Consider the following 22,399-nt stretch of genomic DNA (forward strand, 5'->3'; position numbering starts at 1 on the left):
TGGGGCGAGGGCGCGGGGATGCTCCTGGTCGAGCGGCTCTCCGACGCCGAGCCCCCGGGCGGTCACGACCGCCCGGGGCACCGCGCCGTTCGACGGGGCGTCAGCCCTCGCTGCCCGCCGGGGGGAGCTGGGACTGGATCAGGCTCATCACCGAGCTGTCGGCCAGCGTGGTGGTGTCGCCGACCTCGCGGCCCTCGGCGATGTCACGCAGCAGTCGGCGCATGATCTTGCCGGAGCGGGTCTTCGGCAGCTCGCCGACGACCTTGATCTGCTTCGGCTTGGCGATCGGGCCGAGCGTCCGGCCGACGTGCGCGCGCAGCTCCTCGACCAGCTCGGGGCTGTCGGTGGCGCTGCCGCGCAGGATGACGAAGGCGACGATCGCCTGGCCGGTGGTGGCGTCGGTGGCGCCGACCACGGCGGACTCGGCGACGGACGGGTGGCCGACCAGGGCCGACTCGACCTCGGTGGTCGAGATGTTGTGGCCGGAGACCAGCATGACGTCGTCGACCCGGCCGAGCAGCCAGATGTCGCCGTCCTCGTCCTTCTTGGCACCGTCACCGGCGAAGTAGCGGCCCTGGAAGCGCGACCAGTAGGTGTCGATGTAGCGCTGGTCGTCGCCCCAGATGGTGCGCAGCATGGACGGCCACGGCTCGGTGAGCACCAGGTAGCCGCCGGATCCGTTCGGGACCTCGTTGGCCTCGTCGTCGACGACGGTGGCGGAGATGCCCGGCAGGGCGCGCTGGGCGGAGCCCGGCTTGGTCTCGGTGACGCCCGGCAGCGGGCTGATCATCATCGCGCCGGTCTCGGTCTGCCACCAGGTGTCCACGATCGGGGCCTTGCCGGCGCCGATGTGCTCGCGGTACCAGATCCACGCCTCGGGGTTGATCGGCTCGCCGACGCTGCCCAGCACCCGCAGCGAGGAGAGGTCGAACTTCGCGGGGATGTCGTCGCCCCACTTCATGAAGGTGCGGATCGCGGTGGGCGCCGTGTAGAGGATCGTCACGCCGTACTTCTGGACGATCTCCCAGAACCGGCCCTGGTGCGGGGTGTCCGGGGTGCCCTCGTAGATGACCTGGGTGGCGCCGTTGGCGAGCGGACCGTAGACGATGTACGAGTGGCCGGTGACCCAGCCGATGTCGGCGGTGCACCAGTAGACGTCGGACTCCGGCTTGAGGTCGAAGACGGCGTGGTGGGTGTAGCTGGCCTGGGTGAGGTAGCCGCCCGAGGTGTGCAGGATCCCCTTGGGCTTCCCGGTGGTGCCCGAGGTGTACAGGATGAAGAGCGGGTGCTCGGCGTCGTGCGCCTCAGGGGTGTGCGCGGTGGACTGGCGCGCGGTGATCTCGTGCCACCAGACGTCGCGGCCCTCGGTCCAGGAGACCTCCTGGCCGGTGCGGCGGATCACCAGGACGTGCTCGACCCCGGCGGCCTTGGTCAGCGCCTCGTCGATGGCGGGCTTGAGCGCGGACGGCTTGCCGCGGCGGTAGCCGCCGTCGGCGGTGATGACCAGCTTGGCCTGGGCGTCCGTGATTCGGGAGGCGACGGCGTCGGCCGAGAAGCCGCCGAAGACCACGGAGTGGGTGGCGCCGATCCGGGCGCAGGCGAGGATCGCGACGACCGCCTCGGCGATCATCGGCAGGTAGATCGCCACCCGGTCGCCCTTGGCGACGCCGAGCTCCAGCAGGGCGTTGGCGGCCTGCGAGACCTCGTCCTTGAGCTGGGCGTAGGTGATCGAGCGGCTGTCACCGGGCTCGCCCTCGAAGTGGATGGCGACCCGGTCGCCGTTGCCCGCCTCGACGTGGCGGTCGACGCAGTTGTACGCGACGTTGAGCTTGCCGTCGGCGAACCACTTGGCGAACGGCGGGTTGGACCAGTCGAGCGTCTCGGTGGGCTCGACCGCCCAGGTGAGGCGGCGGGCCTGCTCGGCCCAGAAGCCCAGGCGGTCCTCGGAGGCCTGCGCGTACGCGGCCGCGGTGACGTTGGCGGCGGCGGCGAGCTCTGCCGGCGGGGCGAAGCGCCGCTCCTCCTTGAGCAGGTTGGCCAGGCTCTCGTTGCTCAACGCGCACTCCTCATCGAGTCATGATCGGGGTCAATCCCGTGCGTGGGGATTGTCCCGTGTGTCCCAGCGCACAGCTCACCAGGCGAAGTGGTCGGTTGACAAGAGGCACTGGGGAATTGGTGTAGACCTTTGACCGAGAGTCGAACGGTATGCCGAGGGTGGAGGGGTTCGGCGGCGAGGTGGTGAGGTGGGCCCGTGCCCCGGCCCGCCCGGCAGGGCACGGGCCCGGCTCTCAGGCGGCCAGCCGGGGGTCGCCCCCGGTGACGGCGGCCGCGGTGAGGTCCGCGCCGGCGGCAGGGACCCTTTCGAATTCACTCCTTTGCCCGGGCGTGTCGCAGGGTGCCGGACCGGCCGTGCCGCCCAGGGCCTCGACCGGACTGAACCGACCGCTCTCCCGATCGAGCACGTAGGCCTGGGCGGTGGCGAAGTCGAAGTACATCCCCACCAGCCGCAAGGTGCCCTCGGCGACCCGGCGCTCCACGGCGGGGTTCGCCACGAGCTGGTCCAACTGCTGGACCACATTGGTGATGCAGAGCTGCTCCACCAGGTCGGCCACCGGGCGGGCGGTGAACTCGGCGGGGGCGCGGCGCAGCCGGTCGAGCGAGCCGCGGCCGTTGCGCAGCCAGCGGGTGAGCGGAGTCGGCGGCCCCGGTTGCTCGTGCACGCCGTCCAGCAGGGCCTTCATGGCGCCGCAGCCGGAGTGTCCGCAGATCGTGATCGAGCGCACCTCCAGCACCTCGACGGCGTACTGCACCGCGGCGGCCACCGAGTCGTCGGCCGCGCCCGGCTCGAACGGCGCCGGTACGAGGTTGCCCACGTTGCGGACGGTGAACAGGTCGCCCGGGCCGCTGTTGGTGATCATGCTGGTGACCATGCGCGAGTCGGCACAGGTCAGGAAGAGCTGGGAGGGCGTCTGTCCCTCCCGGGCGAGCCGGGCGAGCTCGGGGCGGACCAGCGGGGCGGTGTGCAGCTGGAACACCCGGACGCCGTCCAGCAGCCGGCCGTGCGGATCCTCCTGCTGATCGATGCAGTGGTGGCCGACCCAGGGAGTCCAGGCCCGGCAGCGGTGCGGGCCGGAGGAGCTGCCAGCCCGGACGGTGCCGTCGGGATCGAGGACCTCGTCGTCCTGACGTCGCGTCACCATCGAGACCTGGCCACCGGCCGCCTGCCGGCCGGTTCGCCAGCTGTGCAGCGTTTCGTACGCGGCGTGGTCCAGGAAGGAGCCGTCGTGGACGACCGCCACATCGGCGGCGGCGGGGATGCCCCCCAGCGCACGGCTCAGCCGGGGCACCGCGGCGAAGGTGAGCGGCCCGTGCGTCTGTACCGTGAACGAGCCGTCGGGGCCGGCCAGGACGTCCACATGGGCGCGGGTCAGGCGGTAGAGGGCGAGCAGGGCGGCCGTCGCGGCGCCCAGGCCCACGCCCGGCAGGACGCCGAGCAGCACCACGCCGAGCACGGTGGCGAGGTAGACCGGGAACTCGCGGTGTCGATGCACCTTGCGGATGTGCGCGAAGCTGACCATCTGCAGGCCGACGACCAGGACGAGTGCGGCCAGGGCGGCGAGCGGGATCCGGCGGAGCCCGCCGGTGAGCGCCAGTGCGGCCACGAGCACCCAGACGCCGTGCAGGATCGAGGACCACCTGCTCTGTGCGCCGGCCCGGACGTTGGCCGTGCTGCGCACCGCCCCGCCGGCGATCGGCAGCCCGCCGAGCAGGCCGCTGATCATGTTGGCGAGGCCCTGGCCCCGCAGCTCGCGGTCGAGGTCCCCCGTGCGGTGCGACATCCGGTCGATCGCGACGGCGGACAGCAGTGACTCGACGCTCGCCACGGCGGTGACGGTCAGCACGGCGGCCAGGACCGCGGCGAGCGGCCCGTGCGGCAGGTCGGGGACGAGGTCGTGCGGCTGCCACGTGGGCAGGTCGACCCGGGTGAGCTGCAGGCCGAGGGTCATGGCGAGGGCCGTGGCGGCGCCTACGGCGGCCAGCGGGCCCGGCACCTTGGTCAGCCGGGCGCCGAACGCCCCGGCCCGGCCGGGGAGCCGGGAGAGCCTGGGCCAGGCGAGCAGGACGGCGGCGGTGACGGCCCCGACGACCAGTGCGGCCGGGTGCGGGCCAGCCAGCTGGTCCGGCAGTGCGAGGAGATTGGCCAGCGCCGAACTCTGCGGGGAGCCGCCGAGGACGACGTGCAACTGCGCGATGGCGATGGTGAGGCCGACGCCGGCCAGCATGCCGTGCACGATGGCCGGCGAGACGGCGAGCGCGGTGCGGGCCACCCGCCGAATGCCGAGGAGGAGCTGGAGCAGTCCAGCGGTGAGTGTGATGGCGCAGGTGGCCTGCCAGCCGTACTGGGTGATCAGGCCGGCGGTGATCACGGTCAGCGCGGCGGAGGGGCCGCTGACCTGGAGGGGAGTGCCGCCGAAGAGTCCGACGACGATGCCGCCGACGGCCGCCGCGGCGAGGCCGGCGGTCAGTGGGGCGCCGGTGGCCAGGGCGATGCCGAGGGAGAACGGCACCGCGATCAGGAAGACCACCAGGGAGGCGGAGCAGTCCTGCACCCACCGGCTGCGGGAGGGCGGGCCGGGCGGGGCGTGGTCGTTGGTGTCGGAGGCGATGGGTGCGCTGGAGATGTCGAGGGTCATTGTCTTCCCGTCTTTCCGGGGAACGAACGCAGTCAGGTCCGGTGGTGAGTCCGACTGGGGGGGCTCGGGGCTCGGATCGGCTGTCGTGGGTTGCGACGGTGTGGCGGGATGGCGTTGGGCGCGGCGGGGATTGCGGGTGTCACCGGCCGGGCCGTGGACCATCAAGGGGTCCCGAAGAAGCCGTGGAGGACCAGGCCGCAGAGAGGACCATCAAGACTCGGTAAACCGAGGGTAATGAAAGCTTTGCACAGCGTCATCCCGGACGGTAGGACCAGCGCCCTGGATTCACCCCATTGGGTGGTGTTCGAACCGATGGAAATCTGCTGGCGGCGTCCGGGGTGACGCCGGACGCGCGAGAACGGGCCGCGGCCTCCCCGGGCTGGGGAGGTCGCGGCCCGTCGGCAGTGTGGAGGCAGTGGCGGTCCGGATGCGGCGAGTCGAGGTGGCCGAGCCGGTCGTCAGGCGTGGGCCCCGGCCGGGGCGTGCTGCTCGCCACCAAGCACGAAGTCGCGGTCCACCTGGGTGGCGAGGTCGATGCCGACCTTGGCGTTGGCCCAGCTCTCCGCGTTGCGGAGGTGGAAGAGGACGGCCTGCTCGGTGTAGCGCAAGGCGTCCCGACGGCCGTGGGCGGCGTCCGCCTCGGCGCGCAGCTGCTCCAGGACGGCGCGGTTGCCCGGCTCCAGGCTCCGCAGGGGTGGCTCGGCGCCCCGCTCCAGCCGGCGCACCCACTCGGACTGCCCGAAGGTGGTCAGCAGGTCGTCCCCGACCTCGGCGCGGAGGAACTCCAGATCGTCGGAGCTCTGCACCTTGTTGCCGACCACGCGAAGCCGGACGCCGAAATCCCGGGCGTAGTCCTTGTACTGGCGGTACACCGAGACCCCCTTGCGGGTCGGCTCGGCCACCAGGAACGTGAGGTCGAAGCGGGTGAACAGCCCGGACGCGAAGGAGTCGGAGCCCGCGGTCATGTCGGTGACGACGTACTCGTCCCGGTCGTCGACCAGGTGGTTGAGCAGCAGCTCGACCGCGCCGACCTTGGAGTGGTAGCAGGCCACCCCCAGGTCCTCCTCGGTGAAGGCGCCGGTCACCAGCAGCCGCACCGACCCTTCGTCGAGCGCGATCGGGCGGGCGCATGCCGCGTACACCGGGTTCTCCTCGACGATCCGCAGCAGGCGTGAACCCCGGCCGGGCGGCGTGGTCTTGATCATTTCCTCGGCGGACCGGATCAGCGGGTTGTCGCCACGCAGGTACTCCTTGATCTCGGGCAGGTGGGCGCCGAGGGACGGCAGCTCCGCGGCCTGAGAGTCGGTCAGGCCCAGGGCGGGGCCGAGGTGCTGGTTGATGTCGGCATCGACGGCGATGACCGGTCGGCCGGCAGCGGCCAGGTGGCGGATGAACAGTGAGGACAGCGTGGTCTTGCCGCTGCCGCCCTTGCCGACGAAGGCGATCTTCATCTGGGACTCCCGCTCTCGCTCTGGGGCCCGACCTCGGGGCCGCCTTCTCGGGGCCTCTTCCGGGCCGCTCTCGCGCCGCCCTTCAGGGTCGCTTCCGCGCCGCGCCGAGGCCGACGATCTCCAGAGTTGGAAATCGTTATCGTCTCCGATAGTGGCCATGCTATCCGCGGTTTCGGCTTCACCGGGGAAGGGAAGTGAGGATTGCCTCTAACGGGTGATGCGGGGTTGCTGTTCCGGGAGGGGCGCCTCGTTCATTACTCTCGGGTAGGTGAGCACTGGAACAGATCCCCTCGCCCCGCTGGCCCAGCTCCCCGGGGTGCCCGACGCGGTGGCCGAGGTGCGCAAGGCCGTCGACCGGCTCTACGGCCACCGGGTGATGCGCCGCCGTGCGGACGAGGTCACGTCCGAGTCCGCACTGCGCGGTGCCCGCGCCTCGGCGGCACTGGCCGGGGCGGACTGGCCGCTGGAGGAGGTCCGGCGCCGTACGGACTTCAGCGCCGACCCGGAGTCCCGTACGGTCGGCGCCGCGCTGCGGATCGCAGCCGAAGCCGGCCAGCTGTTGAGCATCTGGCGGCACTCCCCGCTCCAGGTGCTGGCCCGGCTGCATCTGCTGGCGGTCGGTGACGCCGATCCGGCGGCGGGGCGGCCGCGGCAGGCCGGAGAGGGCGTGGAGGCCCTGTTCCCGCTGGAGCTCAAGCCGGTGGAGAGCGTCGAGGTGGAAGCCGGTCCGGCCGGACCGGCGATCGGACTGCCGCCGGCCCCCGGGGCCGAGGAGGTCGCCGCCCGGCTCGACCAGCTCTCCCGGCTGCTGATCGCCCGGGCGGAGGGGCAGGGTGTCGGCACGCCGGCCCTGGTGGTGGCCTCGGTGGTGCACGGGGAGCTGTTGGCGCTGCGTCCGTTCGGCTCGCACAACGGCGTGATCGCGCGCGCCGCGCAACGGGTCGTGCTGATCGCCGAGGGGCTGGACCCGAAGTCGATCTGCCCGGCCGAGGTCGGCTTCGCGGAGCTCGGTACGGATGCCTACCGGCGTGCGCTGGCCGGGTACCTGGCCGGCACGCCGGAGGGCCTGGCGGCCTGGATCGGCCACTGCGGCCGGGCGTTGCGGCTCGGTGTGCGGGAGAGCACGGCGGTCTGCGAGGCGATGCAGCGCGGCATGGTCTGACCGGCCCGCCCCGCGCCGGGCAGAGAGATGCGGCGGCATCCGATCCTGCCGGATGCCGCCGCTGGTACAGGTGCCGGGTGACCATGCATGCACCGGAAGTGCCCATCAGACGGGGATCCTGCCCGTTCGTCTGGTGCGGCGGCCCGACAGCGGGTCGGCTGCATGTGGGTGCTCGACTATCTGTACGTGCGGTCCGTGGGCCTGAACTGCGTTGTCGGTTTGACCTCTTCGGTCCTGACCGGGTCTCGCGGGCCGTGCTTCATTTGTATCGCGTTTCGGGGGAAAGGGGAACCCGAAACGAGAACTCTTCGGCTTTTGCCCGTTTTGTCCCAAACGGGCAGGCAAGTCACCTTTGAAACGGGGCGCACGCGATGGCCGCCGGGCGCACGGGTGAGGCGCCGGGCCTGCCCGTGCACCTGCCGCCGACCGCGCGCCCTCAGGCCGCCGGTCGGCGCCGCCGCGCCGCGTACCAGATCACGCCGGCGGTCAGCACCGCCGCGCCGACGGCCACGGCCGTCAGTACCGAACCGCTCGGCGCGGAGAATTCCGGGAGTCGTCGCCGCAGTTCCACCGGGCGGTCGAAGACCAGCACCGGCCACTCGCGGGCCACCGCCTCCTTGCGCAGCGCACGGTCCGGATTGACGGCGGAGGGGTGGCCCACCGCCTCCAGCAGCGGAAGGTCCGTCGAGGAGTCGCTGTAGGCGTAGCACTGGCCGAGGTCGTACCCCTCGACCTCGGCCAACTCCCGGATGGCGGCTGCCTTGTTCTCGGCGTAGGCGTAGTACTCGATCTCGCCGGTGTAGCGGCCGTCCTCGATCTTCAGCCGGGTGGCGATCACGTGGTCCGCGCCGAGCAGGGCGCCGATCGGCTCGACCACCTCGGAGCCGGAGCTGCTGACGATGACCACGTCGCGGCCGGCGGCATGGTGCTGCTCGATCAGCGAGGCGGCCTCGTCGTAGATGATCGGGTCGATCAGGTTGTGCAGGGTCTCGGCGACGATCTCGCGGACCTGCTGGACGTTCCACCCCCGGGTGAGCGCGGAGAGGTACTCGCGCATCTTCTCCATCTGGTCGTGGTCCGCGCCGCCGACGAGGAAGACGAACTGGGCGTACGCACTGCGCAGGACGGCCCGACGGTTGATCAGGCCGCCCTGGTAGAAGGGCCGGCTGAAGGCGAGGGCGCTCGACTTGGCGATGATGGTCTTGTCGAGGTCGAAGAAGGCGGCCGTCCTGGGGCCGGCCGGGCGCGGGCCGGCAGCCGCGCGGCCGGCTGGGGCGGGCCCGCCGGGCTCCTCGGTCGCGGCCTGCGCGCTCTGCCCGGTGGCCGCGGTGCCCGGGGCCGCCCCGGAACTCCCGGAGTTCTCGGTGGTCGCCGGGTTCTCGCTGTTCCCGGCAGCCCCGGCCGGCTCCACGATCTCGGCGATCTCGGCGGTCTCAGTGGTCTCGGCGGTGGAGTCCGGGGACTCGTCGGCGTACTCGTCGGCGTTCTCGGTGGTGTCCACGGGAACCGAGGATAGAGGGCGCCGCAAAACGGCCCGCCATTCGGTGTACTCATGGGCGTGCGGGTTTGTGTTTCTGGCCGCTCGGGTACACCATGGAAGTCACGGATCGTTCGCGACCGTGCTAACCCGGTCCGGCTCCTCCCCCCCCGAGTCGGGCTGTGGATAGACGACCCCCGCTCTCCCCCCCGGCGGGGGTCGTCGCACGTCCGGGGCCATTTTCAGGGCTTGAACGGCTCTGGCGGAGGACTCCGCGGGCCCTCGGGTGGCGATCTCCAGGGGGTGTTGGGTCGTGGGTGCGCCGATCCGCTTTCGTCACTCTCCGTCGCCGGTTGCTCAGCGTGGTCGATGGCTGGTCGGCGCTCCGAAGATGCCCGCGAGGCGCTTCGAAGAGGGGGCGAAGAAGCCCCGGAGCGTGTTCGGGAGGTCCCTGTGGATGCCGCCCGTTCCGGCTCTCCGTGATGTGCCGGTTCTTCTCGGTGAGGCCGTTTCGTCAATTCTTTACTCAATAGCCCCCCGTCCGAGTGAACGTACTTATCCACAGCCCCGAGTTATCCACAGGGAATCGGAACGGGGCTGACGGAATCCGGATCACCCCCCACCGTGATGGACGGCAGCGGTTGCCAGGCGGACCCTACGGGGTCGGCCGGGCGTCGCCCGCCGCGTCCATCCGGATGTGCGCCCGTACCGCTCAGCGCGGCCGGGCGCCGCACAGGGGAGACCGTCATGTCGACACCACTCACCGACCACGCCGCCGCGCACGGGCCGGAGGCCGCCGGCCCGCTCGTCGTCACCGAGGACGAAGGCCTGGCCGAGCACATGCTGCGGCTCTGCGCGGCCGCCGGTACCGAACCACAGCTGATCCGGGGAGCCCCGCCGACGCGCGGGCTCTGGGAGAGCGCCCCGCTCGTGCTGGTCGGGGACGACCAGGTCGAGCGATGCGCCGGGCTTCCTCGCCGGTCCGGGGTGCTGTTGCTCGGGCTGGACCTGGACGACCCCGGGGTCTGGGTCAGAGCCGTCCAGCTCGGGGCCGAGCACGTGCTGTTCCTGCCGGACGCCGAAGCCTGGCTGCTCGATCGGATCGCCGACGCCACCGAGGGCATCGGCACGCCGGCGCTCACCGTCGCGGTGCTCGGCGGCCGGGGCGGCGCCGGCGCGTCCACCCTGGCCTGTGCGCTCGCGGTCACGGCCGCGCGCACGGGCAGGCGGACCATACTCGTCGACGGCGATCCGCTCGGGGGCGGGCTCGACATCCTGCTCGGCGGTGAGACGGCCGGCGGTCTTCGCTGGCCCGATCTGGCCGGCTCTCGGGGCCGGGTCAGCGGCGCCGAGCTGGCCAAGGCACTGCCGGTGCTCAAACGGCTGACCTCGCTCTCCTGCCTGTCCTGGGACCGCGGCGACACGCTCGCCGTGCCGCCCGACGCCATGCGCAGCGTGCTGGCCGCCGCCCGGCGCCGGGGCGGGCTGGTCGTGGTCGACGTGCCGCGCCGGCTCGACCCGGCCGCCGGGCAGGCACTTGAACAGTCCGACACGGCGCTCCTGGTGGTGCCGGCCGAACTGCGCGCGGTCGCGGCCGCCGACCGGGTCGCGGCCTCCGTCCGGATGCGACTCGACGACGTACGGGCCGTGGTGCGCCCGCTGCGGCCCTTCGGACTTCCGGCCCACCGGATCGCGCGGGGGCTGCGGCTCCAACTCGCGGGGGAGCTGGAGCCGGAGCCCGGTTTGGCCGCCGACGTCGAGCAGGGCGTGCCGCCCGGGATCCGAACGGACGGCCCGCTGGCGCGCTTCTGCGAGACGTTCCTTGACGAGGTGCTGCCGCCGGTGCCGGCGGTGGGCGGAGGCGTGTACTGATGGTTCGTCTTCGAGGCACAGGAAGGGCGATTGCCGCCGGGCGGAGCCTCGGTGCGCGGGAGCGTCGGCCGCTCCGCAGCGTTGCGACGGCCGCCGGTCCGCCGGAGCAGCACCCGCGGCCCGAGCCGCCCCCCTACGGGCGAACGGCCCGGGAGGAGCGGACGGCAGCGCTGGTCGACGCCGTGCGGCTCAGACTGGCCGAGTCGGGCGCGGCGCCGACGGCCGGGTCTGTCGCAGCGGTGCTGCGGGCCACCCGCCCGCCGCTCGGCGGCGACGAAGTCCTCGACACCGTGCGCTCGCTGCGCGCCGAACTGGTGGGTGCGGGCCCGCTGGACCGGCTGCTGTCGGCGCCCGATGTCACGGACGTGCTCGTCAACGGGCCGGACGAGGTGTGGGTCGACCGGGGCGGCGGTCTGCGCAGGGTCACCGGTGTCCGCTTCGCCGACGCCGAGGCGGTCCGGCGACTGGCGCACCGGCTCGCCACGGCGGCCGGGCGCAGACTCGACGACGCGCGACCCTGGGTGGACGCGCGGCTGCCGGACGGCACTCGGCTGCACGCGGTGCTACCGCCGATCGCGTCCGGGTGCACCCACATCTCACTGCGGGTCTGCCGACCCCGCCCCTTCACGCTCCACGAGTTGGTGGTCGGCGGGGCGCTGCCCGCAGTCGGCGCCGAGCTGCTGACCGGCATCCTGCGGGCCCGACTCTCACTGCTGATCAGCGGTGGCACCGGGACGGGCAAGACCACTCTGCTGGCGGCCCTGCTCGGGCTGGCCGGGGCGGGCGAGCGCATCGTCGTGGTGGAGGACTCCGCCGAGCTGCGGCCCGCCCATCCGCACGTGGTCCGGTTGCAGAGTCGGCCGCCCAACCAGGAGGGGCTCGGCGAGTTGACCCTCCGGGACCTCGTCCGCCAGGCGCTGCGGATGCGACCCGACCGCTTGGTCGTGGGAGAAGTCCGCGGAGCCGAGGTGTCGGACTTGCTGGCCGCGTTGAACACCGGCCACGAGGGCGGCTGCGGCACCGTGCACGCGAACGCGGCGGCGGATGTGCCGGTCAGGTTGGAGGCGCTCGGATCGCTCGCCGGGCTGGACCGGGCGGCGCTGCACAGCCAACTCCGTGCCGCCCTGAACGTGGTGGTGCACCTGGTGCGGGAGCCGGCATCCGGGCGGCGCCGGGTCGCCGAGATCCACACGCTGTCCGGAGATCGCGCCGGGCTGGCCGTCACCACCCCGGCGGTGGCATTCACGGCGGACGGAGCCACCGTGCCCGGGGTCGGCTGGGAGCGCCTGCTCCGGCTGCTCACGACCCGCGGGGTGGCCGTGGGGGCTGCGCTCCCGCAAGGGCCGCCGTGATCACGGACGCGGCCGAGCTGGCGTTCGGCTTGCTGATCTGCGGGTGTGTGACGGGAGCTGTGGCGCTGCTGGGGTTGTGGCGCGGCAAGGGCAGGCGATGAGAGGGGTGAATGACATGACGAGAAGTCAGTTCGAGCTGTGCTGGGTGGCGGTGCTCTGCGTGGCGGCATCGGCGGGCTGGTGCGCTCTGCAGCGCCGGGTGACGGGCGCGAGGCGCTCCGGACTCCTGTTCGCCGGGGGCAGCGGCGGAGGAGGGGGCGGGAGTGGCGGTGCGGTGATGCCCCCGTGGCCGAGGCCGGTGGCAGCCGGAGGCGGCCCGGCCGGGCGGTTCCGTCGGCCGGGGTGGTTGACGCCTGAACTGTTGCTCCTGCCGGGCGGGTTGGGGGTCGCGCAGGCGACGGCCTCGCCCGTCCCGGTGCTGGCCGCCGTGTTGGCCTTCGTTCCGTTGCGGCGCTGGCGGCTGCGTCGCGCGGTGGAGGCGGAGGCCCGGCAGCGGGCCTCCGCGGTGGTGGACCTCTGTGCTGCCCTGTCCGGGGAGTTGCGCGGTGGAGCCACGCCCGAGCAGGCACTGCACGTGGTCACCACGCGTCTCGCCGAAGACGGCGAGGCCCTGCGCCGGGTCGGCTTGGAGCCGGTGGCCCGGCTCGCGGCCGGCCGGTACGGCGGGGACGTACCCGGGGCCTTCCAACTGCTCGCGGAGTTGCCGGGCGGGCGCGGGGCGACTGCGATCGCCGCCTGCTGGCGGGTCACGTCCGATGGTGGCGGCGGGCTGGCCGCCGGGCTGGACGGAGTCGCCGAGGCGCTGCGCGCCGAGCGTGCGCTGGCGGAGGAGATCGATGCCGAGTTGGCCGGGCCGCGAACGACGGTCGCCGTGCTGGCGGCGCTGCCCGTCGCCGGGCTGCTGCTCGGCGCGTCGCTCGGCGCCCGGCCGGTGACCGTCCTGCTGCACACCCCGGCCGGCCTTGCCTGCCTGGTGGGCGGAGCGGTCCTGGAGGGGCTCGGTGTGGCGTGGACGGCCCGGATCGTCCGGGCGGCCGCACAGGGCGCCCTGGAGGATCCTCTGGGCGGCGGACGGGCGGCCGCCGGGGCTGCGGCCGGGGGCCGAGGTATGAGCGGGGCCGGGCTCGGGGCTGGGGTCGGGGCCAAGCCCGGACCCGGAGTCGGTGGCCGATTCGACAGTGGCGGGTGGCGGTGTGGCATCTCCCGCACGCGGGCCCGGCCCGGTCGGCTCAGCGGTTCGTTTCGGGCCGAGACGGCATCGGCGTGACGGCCGGTGTCGAGCTGGTCGCCCTCGTATCGGGGCTGGGGGCATGGGCGCTGTTTCCGCACCGGTGGGCGAACGAGTGGGCCGGGCGCCGCAGAGCGGTCGCCCTGCTGGGCTCCGGTACCGGGCCCGGGGAGCGCCGCCGGGCCCCCTGTCGGACCGGACCGTTCGCTTCGGTCCGATGGCAGGCCCGGGCCGGGCAGGGTGAGTCGTCGGGCGAGGTGCGGGCCGAGGCGCGGGTCGGAGGGCTCGTCGGCCGGCGGCGGTGGGCCCTGCCGAGTGTCGGCTCCACCGCACCGGGCGCGGCCGGGGCAGGGCAGGTGCGGCGGGCGGTCGTGGCGGCCTGTGCCGGGGCGGGTGCGGCCGTCCTGCTCGGCGGCGGAACGGGCGTGGTGGCGGGTGCCTTGCTGGCGGTGGGTCTGTACCGGCGGCTGTCGAGGGCGCAGTCCCCGGTGGCACGGCGGCTCGCGTTGGAGGAGGAGCAGCTCGCCCGGCAGCTCCCGTTCACAGCGGAGCTGCTCGCGGCCTGCCTCGGGTCGGCGGCCTCTCCTGCCGCAGCGGTGGTGGCGGTCGGCCGGAGCGTCGGTGCCCCGATGGGGCCCCGACTGGTCACGATCGCGGCCGAACTGGACCTGGGGGCACCGCCGGAGGTCTGCTGGAGTCGGCTGGGTGAGGAGCACCGGGCCCTGGCGCCACTGGCACGCTGCCTGGTTCGGACGAGCCTGAGCGGGGCCCCGGCGGCCGGACCGCTGACCGGGTTGGCCCAGGCCTGTCGGAGCGCGACCGCCCGCGCGGCGCACGCCCGCGTCCGCCGTGCCGGTGTGCTCGCCACGGCACCGCTCGGGCTCTGCTTCCTCCCCGCGTTCGTGCTGATCAGTGTGGTTCCGGTGGTCATGGGGCTCACGGCCGGCTTTGCCCGTTCTATCTGACGTAGCGTCAAAACATTTCTATGTACGAGAGCTTGCAGGGGGTCGCCCCGGCCCTTATGCGACGGGAAACCCAAGGAGAGAGACATGACTGCAGTGATCGCGCTCAGGTCCGTCGGCACCGCGCGTCCGTGCCGGAGCCTGGTCGGGGTGTGTCGCCGCCGGAGCCGCTGGGCGGCCGTCCGGATCCGTCGGGCAGCCCGTGCCAGGGACAGGTCGGATGCGGGAATGACCACCGCCGAGTACGCGGTGGGCACGCTCGTTATCTTGGGTACTTCTAAGTCTTAAGGCACGTGAGGCAAGTATGCTGAATCCTACATGCCTCACTAGTATCCAAGGGATGTAAGGCACGTTGGTCACCTCCACTGCACTGCGTCGTCACTACCGGGCCGAGCGGGCCATCTCCGCCGACGAGACCGCCTACTGGGTTGTCGTCAATGAGTCGTTCGAGCTGCATACCGAGGCGTGCGCGTACTTGGCGGGCCTACGGGGTGCGGGCCGGGCCTACAACACCGAGCGCACCTACTCCGGCCGGATCGCCCTGTACCTGTCGTACTGCACCGATAACGGCATCGACTGGGCGGCGCCGGCTCTTCCTCAACTTCTGAGCTTTCAGAGGTGGTTGATCGAGGAACCCTTGCCAGGTAGAGGGAAGCGGCCGCCGGTCGAACTGCGGTTCCGGAGCAAGGGGACCGCGAACGCGATCACCGGCACCATGGGCGACTTCCTGAGCTGGTGTGCCCTGCAGGGGTGGGTTCCAGCAAGTGTGGCCAGCATGCTCGTGCAGCCGAAGTACCTGCGCTACACCCCGCCGGGCTTCGACCCCGGGGAGGACGGGCAGAACCGGGTCATCCAGAGCCGCCGGATCAAGTATCGCGTGGCGGTGCCCGGTTACGAGTGGCTGACGGACGAGGAGATCCGGCACCTACTCAACTGCACCACCCGCGCCCGGGACCGATTCCTGATCGGACTGCTCGCCACGACCGGGATGCGGATCGGCGAGGCGCTCGGACTGCGTCGCGAGGACATGCACTTCCTTCCGGACTCCTCGCTGCTGGGCTGCCGGGTGGAGGGCCCGCACGTGCACGTGCGGCGCCGGGTGAACAGCAACGGCGCCTACGCCAAGTCCGTTGAGCCGCGCTGGATCACGGTCCAGTCGGACATCGTGCAGCTGTACAACGCCTACCAGTACGAACGCGACGAGGTGCCGCAGGCGGCCGACTGCGACATGGTGTTCGTCAACCTGTTCCACGCCCCGCTGGGCGAGCCGATGAAGTACCCCTCGACCTACGACCTGTTCGTCCGGCTGGCGAACAAGGCCGGGTTCCGGGCCCGCCCGCACATGCTGCGGCACTCCGCGATCACCCGCTGGGCCCGCAACGACATGCCCCGGGACATGCGCCAGAAGCTGGCCGGGCACGCCTCGCCGTCCTCGCAGGACCGCTACACCCACACCACCGACCAGGAGAAGCGCGAGGCCGTCGAGATGGTGGCGGAGCGGACGAAGGAGATGTGGGCATGACCGCCGGAGGGAACGTCATCCCGCTGCACCAGGTGAGGCTGGTGCCCGACGACGAGGCGGCCGAGCGGCTGTCCGCGCAGGTGCGGGAGGAGTGGATGGCGTGGCTGGCCGAGAACACCGGGCCCGCCTGGCGCCCCGGTGAATGGGACGGCTCCACCCTGCTCTTCACGGGCGACCCCACGAACCCTTCGACGGCCGTGTTCCACTGCGGAGTTGACGCCTGCAACAACCTGATCAAGGCGAGGGGTCTGTGCGACACCTGCGCCAGGGCTCGCCGGGCGACCGGGCTGCCGATCAAGGAGTTCATGGCCGTCCACGTGCCCGAACGCAATCGGTCGATCGGCGGCGAGCGGGTCACGTGCCTGGTCCTCGGGTGCCCCCGGGACTCTCTCCTGTGGGGCCTGTGCAACGCGCACGGGTCCAAGCGGCACAAGGAACTGCTGCGCGACCCGGAGTCCGACCTCCGGGAGTGGATCACCCGCCAGCAGCCCTACGAGGCGGTCGCGCCGTGTGTGGTGGCCGGCTGCCGGTACGACTCGCGGGCCACGTTCGGCCTGTGCGACAACCACGCGGACGCCTGGCGCAACCACCTCGGCGCCATCGGCCGCAGCTCACAGGGCAGCACCGTGGACAGGCAGTGGCTGGAGCGCCAAGCGCCCTATCTGAGCGTCCACCAGTTCTCGCTGGCACCGCTGGCGCCGCTGGTGCGGGCGGAGATGCTGTACGCCCTGTCGCAGCGCGAGGTGAACAGGCAGAAGATCGACCCGACGGCGGTGAGGCAGGCCGTCTCGCGCCTGGTCGGCGCGGTGGAGTGCATCGCGGTTGGTGACCCTGCCTGGCTCCCGGAGCGGATGCAGGCCAACGTCAGCTCCCTGGTGCGCGAGACGTTCCGGGTCGTCGCGGCGGCTTTCGATCGCTTCCGGGGGCTGGACCCGGCTGCCAAGCCGGTACTGGACCTGTCCGAGCTCGGGGTGAAGGGAATCCGCGGCGGGCTCAAAACCACCCGGCCCGGCAGTCTGGACGTGTCGCAGATCCGCCAGTCGTGGCTGCGGCAGATGCTGGTCAGCTGGATCACCGATGTACAGCCCACCACCTCCGACGTGCGCCGGGGGCACCGGGCTTGCACGGCCGCCTCGCGGGCCCTGGAGATGCGCCCGGGCGGTGGCGAGGACCCGGCCATGCTTAGCTTCGCGGACATGAACGCGGTGGTGGACACCTTCCGCCACCTGCTCAAGGTCGACGGCAGCGGCCCGATGGGCTCCAAGCAGCGGGGCACCCTGCTGTCGACCTTCTTCAAGATCCTCGACCACAACCGGGCCGCCGGGCACCTGGACGGCATGTCGGCCCGCTTCGCGCGGCACTCCAGCCACGTGATCAAGAACGAGGACGTCAACGAGGACGAGCCCGGAAGTGCCCTGCCGGAGTCGGTGATCGCCCAGCTCAACCGGAACACCGACCTCCTCGGACTGGGCGTTTCCCACGGCCGGATGGAGCCGCACGAGGTCCAGGCGATGGCCCGCGCAGTCTACGAACTGCTGCGGGACACCGGCCGGCGCCCTTACGAGATCGCTGAACTGCGGGTTGACTGCCTCACCTACGTCAGCGGGACGGATGCCAAGGGCGAGAAGCTCGGTGGGTGGGAGCTGATCTGGGACAACCGGAAGGCTGGCCGCAACGGCCGCCATCTGCCGATCTACCCGGAGACCGCGAACACGATCAAGACCTGGAAGCAGATACGCGCGGGGCTGGACCTGCCGCTCGGCGCCGACGACTACCTCTTCCCGCCGGCCGGGGACAACGGCATCTTGCGGCACCTGAACTCCGACCACGTGTCCAACTTGATCCGCACCTGGGCCGACAGCATCCCGGAACTGCTGTCGGAGGAACTGGACCAAGAGGGGAACCAACTGCCGTTCGACCGCAGCCTGATCTTCCCCTATGCCTTCCGGCACTCCTACTGCCAGCGGCACGCGGATGCCGGTGTGCGGATCGAGGTCCTGTGCGAGCTGATGGACCACAAGTCCACGGTCACCACCCAGGGCTACTACCGGGTGACCCAGAAGCGGATGCGTGAGGCGATCAACGTCCTGCGCAAGCTTACCGTCGACCGGAACGGCAACGAGGCACCGTTCGCCTCCACCACCGCCTACGAGCTGGGCACGGTGCCGGTGCCGTTCGGCAACTGCAGTGACCCCCGCAACGTCAAGGCGGGCGGGAAGGGCTGCCCGATCCGCTTCCAGTGCGCCGCCTGCCCCGCCTACCGGCCCGACCCGTCCTACCTGCCTGTGATCGCGGACCACATCCGGTCGTTGAAGGAGAACCGGGAGATCGCTGTCAGCATGGAGGTCGCCGAGTTCGTGATCGTCAACATGAACCAGGAGATCGAGGCGTTCAAGGGAGTGTTGAAGACGATGAAGCACCTGATGGAGTCGATGGGCACCGAGGAGCGGGCCGAGGTGGAGGAGGCTGCCGCAGTCCTGCGCAAGGTGCGGGCCGGCCGGCCGTCCACGTGGCTGCCCGACCCCGTCTTCCCCGGCGAGCGCGATGAGCGAAGCGCGTGAGCGAGGCTAAGCGGACCCCCGGCGACGTGCTGCGGGAGTCCCGGGCCCGCGACAGCCGAACCAAGCGGGCCAAGGTGCTGACCGCCGTCGACCAGATGCGCGAGCGCGGCGACACGATCACCTTCGCCTCGGTCGCCCGCACGGCCGGGGTCTCCAGCTGGCTGGTCTATGCCGAAGGGGTACGCGAGCACGTCGAGGCGGCCATGAAGGGCCAAGCCAAGGGCGCCCGGCGGACCCGCCAGGCTGGCGCCGGCGCGTCTGCGGCGAGCCTGGCCACCGATCTCGCGCTGGCCCGCGAGGAGAACAAGGTCCTGCGGGAGGAGAACCAGAGGCTCACTGGGGCCGTCCGCCGGGGCCTCGGCGCCCAACTGGATCAGTCCGGCACCAAGGAACTGTCGGAGCGCATCGAGGAGCTGCTGCAGGCCGTGGAGCGGATCAGCGGTGAACGGGACCGGGCCTTGACCGAGCGGGACGAGCTGCAGGACAAGCTCACTGAGACTGAGGAGAACCTGGACGCTGCCCGGGGAGCCATCAAGCGGTTGATGCGGAAGGTCAACACCACCTGACCTGCCGGTGTCCGATGTCACGTTGTGCCGCCGGACACCGGCAGCCCGGTTTCAACCCGCCGCCTGCAGACCGTCCTCGGACGTGCCGACGTGCTCCAGCCGGGCCTCCAACTGGGCGACGCGCTCGGAGAGTGCCAGGTTCTCCAACTTGATCTGGCGGAACGACACGTTCAGGCCGGTGACCCCGCTGACCGTCTGGATGCACCCCTCCACGGCGTCCGCCATCTGGGCGTGCATCTCGGGGCTGCCGTTGCTGAAGAGGTTTGCGGCCTCGTAGCGGGCCGAGCGTCGCAGGTCCTCCATCGCGGTGACGGCCAGCCGTGAGGCGAGCACCACGTCATCGGAGCTGTATTCGTCGCCCTTGCCGGACAGGTTGAACCGCGTCACGCTCGCCCGCTTGAGCCTGGGATCGCGCGAGGGGCGGAAGCGTTCCAGCCGGTGGCCGCCCAGGTGCTCGGCCGCCGCCCGAAGCTGCCGCACCGCCCGCTGCAGCCGCCCGCCCACCGGAATGCCGGTGCCCTTGGCGATCTCCTTGTAGGTCACCTCCCGGCCGGCGTTGGCCCGCAGCCAGACGTACACGGCCGCGGTGTCGTTCTCCAGCCGGGTGAAGGGCTTCGCGGCGGTGATCACCCCAGCTTCTCGCTCTCGTCCAGAAAGGCCCGCAGCGCGGCGTCGTTCAGCGCCGTGGAGCTGCTGGTGGCCATGTCGCGGATGAAGGACAGGGCGGCGGCTGCCTGGTCACACAGCTCGGCGATCGCCGCGCTGCGGTCCTCGCTGAAGGAGATCGGGTGCTGCTGCAGGAGGGACAGGGCCCGCAGCGTGGCCAGGCGGACCGTCGTCATCTCCTTGAACACCTGCAAGGCCCGGTCCGGCTCCGAGGCGTTCTTGGTCGCCTCCCGTACCTGCTGGGCGGCCTGGTCGATCTCGGCCTGCCGCTGCTGGTCGAAGTCCTGCTGGTGTTCGCGGGTGGTCAGCGCGGCGGCGTCGCGGTCCAGCTGTTCGCGTTCGACCTCCCGGCGTTCGTACTCCGCGATGCCCTCCATCGCGGCGGTGCGGGCGGTCGCGTCCGCCACCACGGCGGTCCGAAGGGCGGCGGGCTGGGTGGCCATCAGGACCGGCGTGGTGGGCTTGATGCCCGCCCGCTCGGCCTCCTCCTCGATCGCCCGGACACGCGCACCGGCGACCTCTCGGGCCTCGTAGCTGCGGTAGTAGCCCTTCTCCCCGAAGAACGGTGTGGCCCCCAGGTCCTCCGGAAGGTCGACGTACTCGTCCGGGGCCAGGTCCTCCGCCGGGGGGACCAGGCCGTCGGCGGCGGCCCGGTTCCAGGCGTCGTAGAACGCCATGACCCGCTTGTGGGTGGTGTGGGCCTGGCGGGCGAACTCCCGCGCGCTGATCCGGCGGAAAGTGGTTCGACCGAACCACTTCGTGGACTCTTGTTCGATACCGACGCCGCTGCCCTCGCCCGGCTCGATGCGCCGGGCCACCAGGTGGGCCCTGGCCCAGCCGCCCTTGCGGTCGTGGGTGGAGAACTCCGCCACGTCCGCTTCCAGGCTCTCCTGGCTGTCATGGATGCCCTCGGCCGCCATCACACGCCCACCGTCTCGCGCTGGACTGTGCGCGGGCGCCTGACGGCCCGCGCCTTGACGCCGGCCTTGTCCTTCGCCCAGACCACCAGCACCTCCAGGGTGCCGATCGCCTCCTCGCAGGCCGCGCGCTGGGCCTGGTCGAGGTCGACGGCCCTCGGGTAGCGGTTCATGAGGGCCACCGACTGGTCGCGCAGGCGGATCAGGTCCGACGACAGGGCGTACCCCTTGTCGCGCCTGGGGCTGTCGCCTCCGGGACCGAGCCCGGCGTCGCGCTCGCGGTCACGGCGGCGCTTGTCCTCCCAGGCCCGCTTGAGACCGTTGCCGATCTGGGCCTCGTCCTCCACCATCGCCCGCAGGATCTGGTCCTTCTGCGGGCTCTGCTGCAGGGCCCGCAGGATCTCGGCGGACTTGTCGTCGCCGCCGGTCGCACCCTCCAGCAGGTCCCGCAGCGCGGGCCCGACGCCAAGGACCTGCTGGTAGCGAATCACGCTGATCCGGTCCCAGCCGTCCCGCTCGGCCTCCTTCAGCAGGGTGCGGAGCTTGTTCCAGCCCTCGTCCGCCGCGACGCCGCCGGCTCCGAGCCTGGCGCCTTCGCGCAGGGCGCTGTAGCTGACGTGCACGGTGCTCTCGGCGACCAGTTGCCGGATCGCCGGGGTGGCTATCCGGGCGGTGTGGCGGTAGTCGCGCCCGGTGCGCGGGGCGAGGCTGATGCAGCTGCAGTACTCCTCGAAGAGGCGGCCGTCATCCAGGCCGGTGACGGCCACTAACTGGTCGCCGACTGCCAGCCGGTTGGTGCGGCCCTCGTTCATGAGGCGGCGGCCCTCGCGGACGTCCTCATCGGTGTAGCTCATACGTCGTTCCCATCAGAGATCAACTCGGACGGGCACGCATCGTAATCACATGAAACACATAGTGCGGATTCGGCCAACCCCCCGACAGGCCCGTTCGCTGACGTACCGTCAGGTCAGATCGGCTGCGGCGCATCCGGGTTCCCCCACAGGTTCACCCTTTCGGGTGAACCTGTGGGGGTGGTGCTCGGCCGGGCCCGAGGCGGTCGGCTCACGCCGGGTCGGCGAGCGCGGCACGCAACAAGCGGGCCAGGGTGTCGGCGCTCGGCCGCTGCCGGGGGTCGTGGGCGAGGGCGGTGCGAATGGCCTGCTCGAAGGCGGGGAAGGGCCAGGGGCGGGCGGCGGCGAGGTCGCGGTGGCGGCCAGCGGCGGTGTCGGCGAGGAGTTCGGGGCGGCGGGCCTGGGGGTCGCGGTAGTCGGTGGGTGGCAGCCGGGTCCAGGACCAGAACAGGGAGGCGGCCAGCGACCATACGTCGGCCTCGGGCGTGGTGGTGATGTGGTCGGTGCTGTCGAGGATCAGGGCGGCGGTCTCGGGGGCGGTGGTGTGGGCCAGGCCGCCGCGGTGGACGTAGAACGGCACCGCCACCGGCCCCTGGGCACAGGCCAGGTCGATGATCCGCACCGCCTGGTCCTCGAAGACGACGTGGTCGGGCTGGAGGTCACCGTGGGTCCACCCGGCGGCGTGCAGCTCTGCGAGTGCTTCTGCTGCCTCAGCGGCGGCCGTGAGGATCGCCCGGCGCCCGGCGGGGGTGTCGTGGCCGCGGTGGGCAGGCTCCAGAGCGTCCCAGAGGCTGGTGCCGTCGATCCAGCGCATGGCGAGCCAGGAGCCGCCGCCGTGCTGGCCGTGGGCCCGGTAGTGGTCGGCGCCGAGGGCGGCCAGGACTTCGCCCTCGCGGCCGCCCATCAGGCCGTCGGTGATCTTCAAGGCGGTGTCGCCGATCTTGAAGAAGGTGGTGCCGCGTCGCTCGTGGAGAAGCTTCGGGTCGCCGTCCAGGCCGAGCTCGGTGATCAGGGGGTGCACGGAAGTCCTTCCGGGTGGGCCCCGTCCTGGGGGCCAGTGCCCAGCCTGCCGGAGTTCGGCGCCGGGCGCGAGTGAGGGGTGCGGTGCTCAGCGGCGG

16 protein-coding genes and 1 pseudogene are annotated in these 22,399 nt (G+C 72.0%); 9 read left to right on the plus strand and 8 right to left on the minus strand.

Going from position 1 to position 22,399, the window contains the following annotated elements; translation table 11 throughout:
• Positions 1–100: 100 nt before the first annotated feature.
• The 3 genes from acs to AB0J08_RS27405 form a co-directional block, all read right to left on the minus strand.
• Complete coding sequence (gene acs / locus AB0J08_RS27395) at positions 101–2,056, minus strand: acetate--CoA ligase (RefSeq protein ID WP_360639774.1); 1,956 nt, start codon at positions 2,054–2,056, stop codon at positions 101–103.
• Between the two features lie 232 nt (positions 2,057–2,288).
• Positions 2,289–4,694 (minus strand): SulP family inorganic anion transporter, encoded by a 2,406-nt coding sequence (locus AB0J08_RS27400; protein WP_360639779.1) that lies wholly within the window; start codon positions 4,692–4,694, stop codon positions 2,289–2,291.
• Positions 4,695–5,152: 458 nt separating this feature from the next.
• On the minus strand, positions 5,153–6,145 hold the full coding sequence (locus AB0J08_RS27405) for an ATP-binding protein (protein ID WP_360639782.1): 993 nt from the start codon (positions 6,143–6,145) through the stop codon (positions 5,153–5,155).
• Positions 6,146–6,413: 268 nt separating this feature from the next.
• Between AB0J08_RS27405 and AB0J08_RS27410 the strand changes: the two genes are divergently transcribed.
• Positions 6,414–7,307: an oxidoreductase gene (locus AB0J08_RS27410; RefSeq protein WP_360639785.1), complete on the plus strand. Its 894-nt coding sequence runs from the start codon at positions 6,414–6,416 to the stop codon at positions 7,305–7,307.
• A gap of 436 nt (positions 7,308–7,743) precedes the next feature.
• Here AB0J08_RS27410 and AB0J08_RS27415 read toward each other — a convergent pair.
• Positions 7,744–8,541 (minus strand): annotated as a pseudogene (locus AB0J08_RS27415) (HAD-IB family hydrolase); the annotation flags it as partial.
• A gap of 990 nt (positions 8,542–9,531) precedes the next feature.
• On the opposite strand from AB0J08_RS27415, the gene ssd reads away from it, so the two are divergent.
• From ssd to AB0J08_RS27455, 8 genes are all read left to right on the plus strand, one after another.
• Complete coding sequence (ssd, locus tag AB0J08_RS27420) at positions 9,532–10,656, plus strand: septum site-determining protein Ssd (RefSeq protein WP_360639788.1); 1,125 nt, start codon at positions 9,532–9,534, stop codon at positions 10,654–10,656.
• Positions 10,657–10,826: 170 nt separating this feature from the next.
• Positions 10,827–12,008, plus strand: coding sequence for a TadA family conjugal transfer-associated ATPase (locus tag AB0J08_RS27425; protein WP_360639889.1), 1,182 nt, complete (start codon positions 10,827–10,829; stop codon positions 12,006–12,008).
• A 346-nt stretch (positions 12,009–12,354) separates the two neighbouring features.
• Entirely contained in the window at positions 12,355–13,275 is a 921-nt protein-coding gene (locus AB0J08_RS27430) for a type II secretion system F family protein (RefSeq protein WP_360639791.1), read from the plus strand.
• Positions 13,276–13,607: 332 nt separating this feature from the next.
• Positions 13,608–14,201, plus strand: coding sequence for a type II secretion system F family protein (locus AB0J08_RS27435; protein WP_360639795.1), 594 nt, complete (start codon positions 13,608–13,610; stop codon positions 14,199–14,201).
• 84 nt (positions 14,202–14,285) lie between these two features.
• Positions 14,286–14,486 (plus strand): DUF4244 domain-containing protein, encoded by a 201-nt coding sequence (locus tag AB0J08_RS27440; protein WP_360639798.1) that lies wholly within the window; start codon positions 14,286–14,288, stop codon positions 14,484–14,486.
• Positions 14,487–14,673: 187 nt separating this feature from the next.
• Positions 14,674–15,720: a tyrosine-type recombinase/integrase gene (locus AB0J08_RS27445; RefSeq protein ID WP_360639892.1), complete on the plus strand. Its 1,047-nt coding sequence runs from the start codon at positions 14,674–14,676 to the stop codon at positions 15,718–15,720.
• Positions 15,717–18,281 carry a site-specific integrase gene (locus AB0J08_RS27450; RefSeq protein WP_360639801.1) on the plus strand — a complete coding sequence of 855 codons (2,565 nt, stop codon included), beginning with the start codon at positions 15,717–15,719 and terminating at the stop codon, positions 18,279–18,281. The genes AB0J08_RS27445 and AB0J08_RS27450 overlap by 4 nt, the downstream gene beginning before the upstream one ends.
• Entirely contained in the window at positions 18,278–18,847 is a 570-nt protein-coding gene (locus tag AB0J08_RS27455; RefSeq protein ID WP_360639804.1) for a DUF6262 family protein, read from the plus strand. The genes AB0J08_RS27450 and AB0J08_RS27455 overlap by 4 nt, the downstream gene beginning before the upstream one ends.
• Positions 18,848–18,898: 51 nt before the next feature.
• Here AB0J08_RS27455 and AB0J08_RS27460 read toward each other — a convergent pair whose 3' ends face one another.
• The 4 genes from AB0J08_RS27460 to AB0J08_RS27475 all read right to left on the minus strand — a co-directional run bounded on the left by AB0J08_RS27460 (position 18,899) and on the right by AB0J08_RS27475 (position 22,302).
• Positions 18,899–19,477: a hypothetical protein gene (locus tag AB0J08_RS27460; protein WP_360639807.1), complete on the minus strand. Its 579-nt coding sequence runs from the start codon at positions 19,475–19,477 to the stop codon at positions 18,899–18,901.
• Positions 19,474–20,433 (minus strand): hypothetical protein, encoded by a 960-nt coding sequence (locus AB0J08_RS27465; RefSeq protein ID WP_360639810.1) that lies wholly within the window; start codon positions 20,431–20,433, stop codon positions 19,474–19,476. The genes AB0J08_RS27460 and AB0J08_RS27465 overlap by 4 nt, the downstream gene beginning before the upstream one ends.
• Positions 20,433–21,284, minus strand: coding sequence for a hypothetical protein (locus tag AB0J08_RS27470; RefSeq protein WP_360639813.1), 852 nt, complete (start codon positions 21,282–21,284; stop codon positions 20,433–20,435). The genes AB0J08_RS27465 and AB0J08_RS27470 overlap by 1 nt, the downstream gene beginning before the upstream one ends.
• Positions 21,285–21,492: 208 nt before the next feature.
• Positions 21,493–22,302, minus strand: coding sequence for a hypothetical protein (locus AB0J08_RS27475; protein ID WP_360639816.1), 810 nt, complete (start codon positions 22,300–22,302; stop codon positions 21,493–21,495).
• Between the last annotated feature and the right edge of the window lie 97 nt (positions 22,303–22,399).

The sequence above is a fragment of the Kitasatospora sp. NPDC050463 genome (assembly GCF_040655255.1).
GTDB lineage: Bacteria > Actinomycetota > Actinomycetes > Streptomycetales > Streptomycetaceae > Kitasatospora.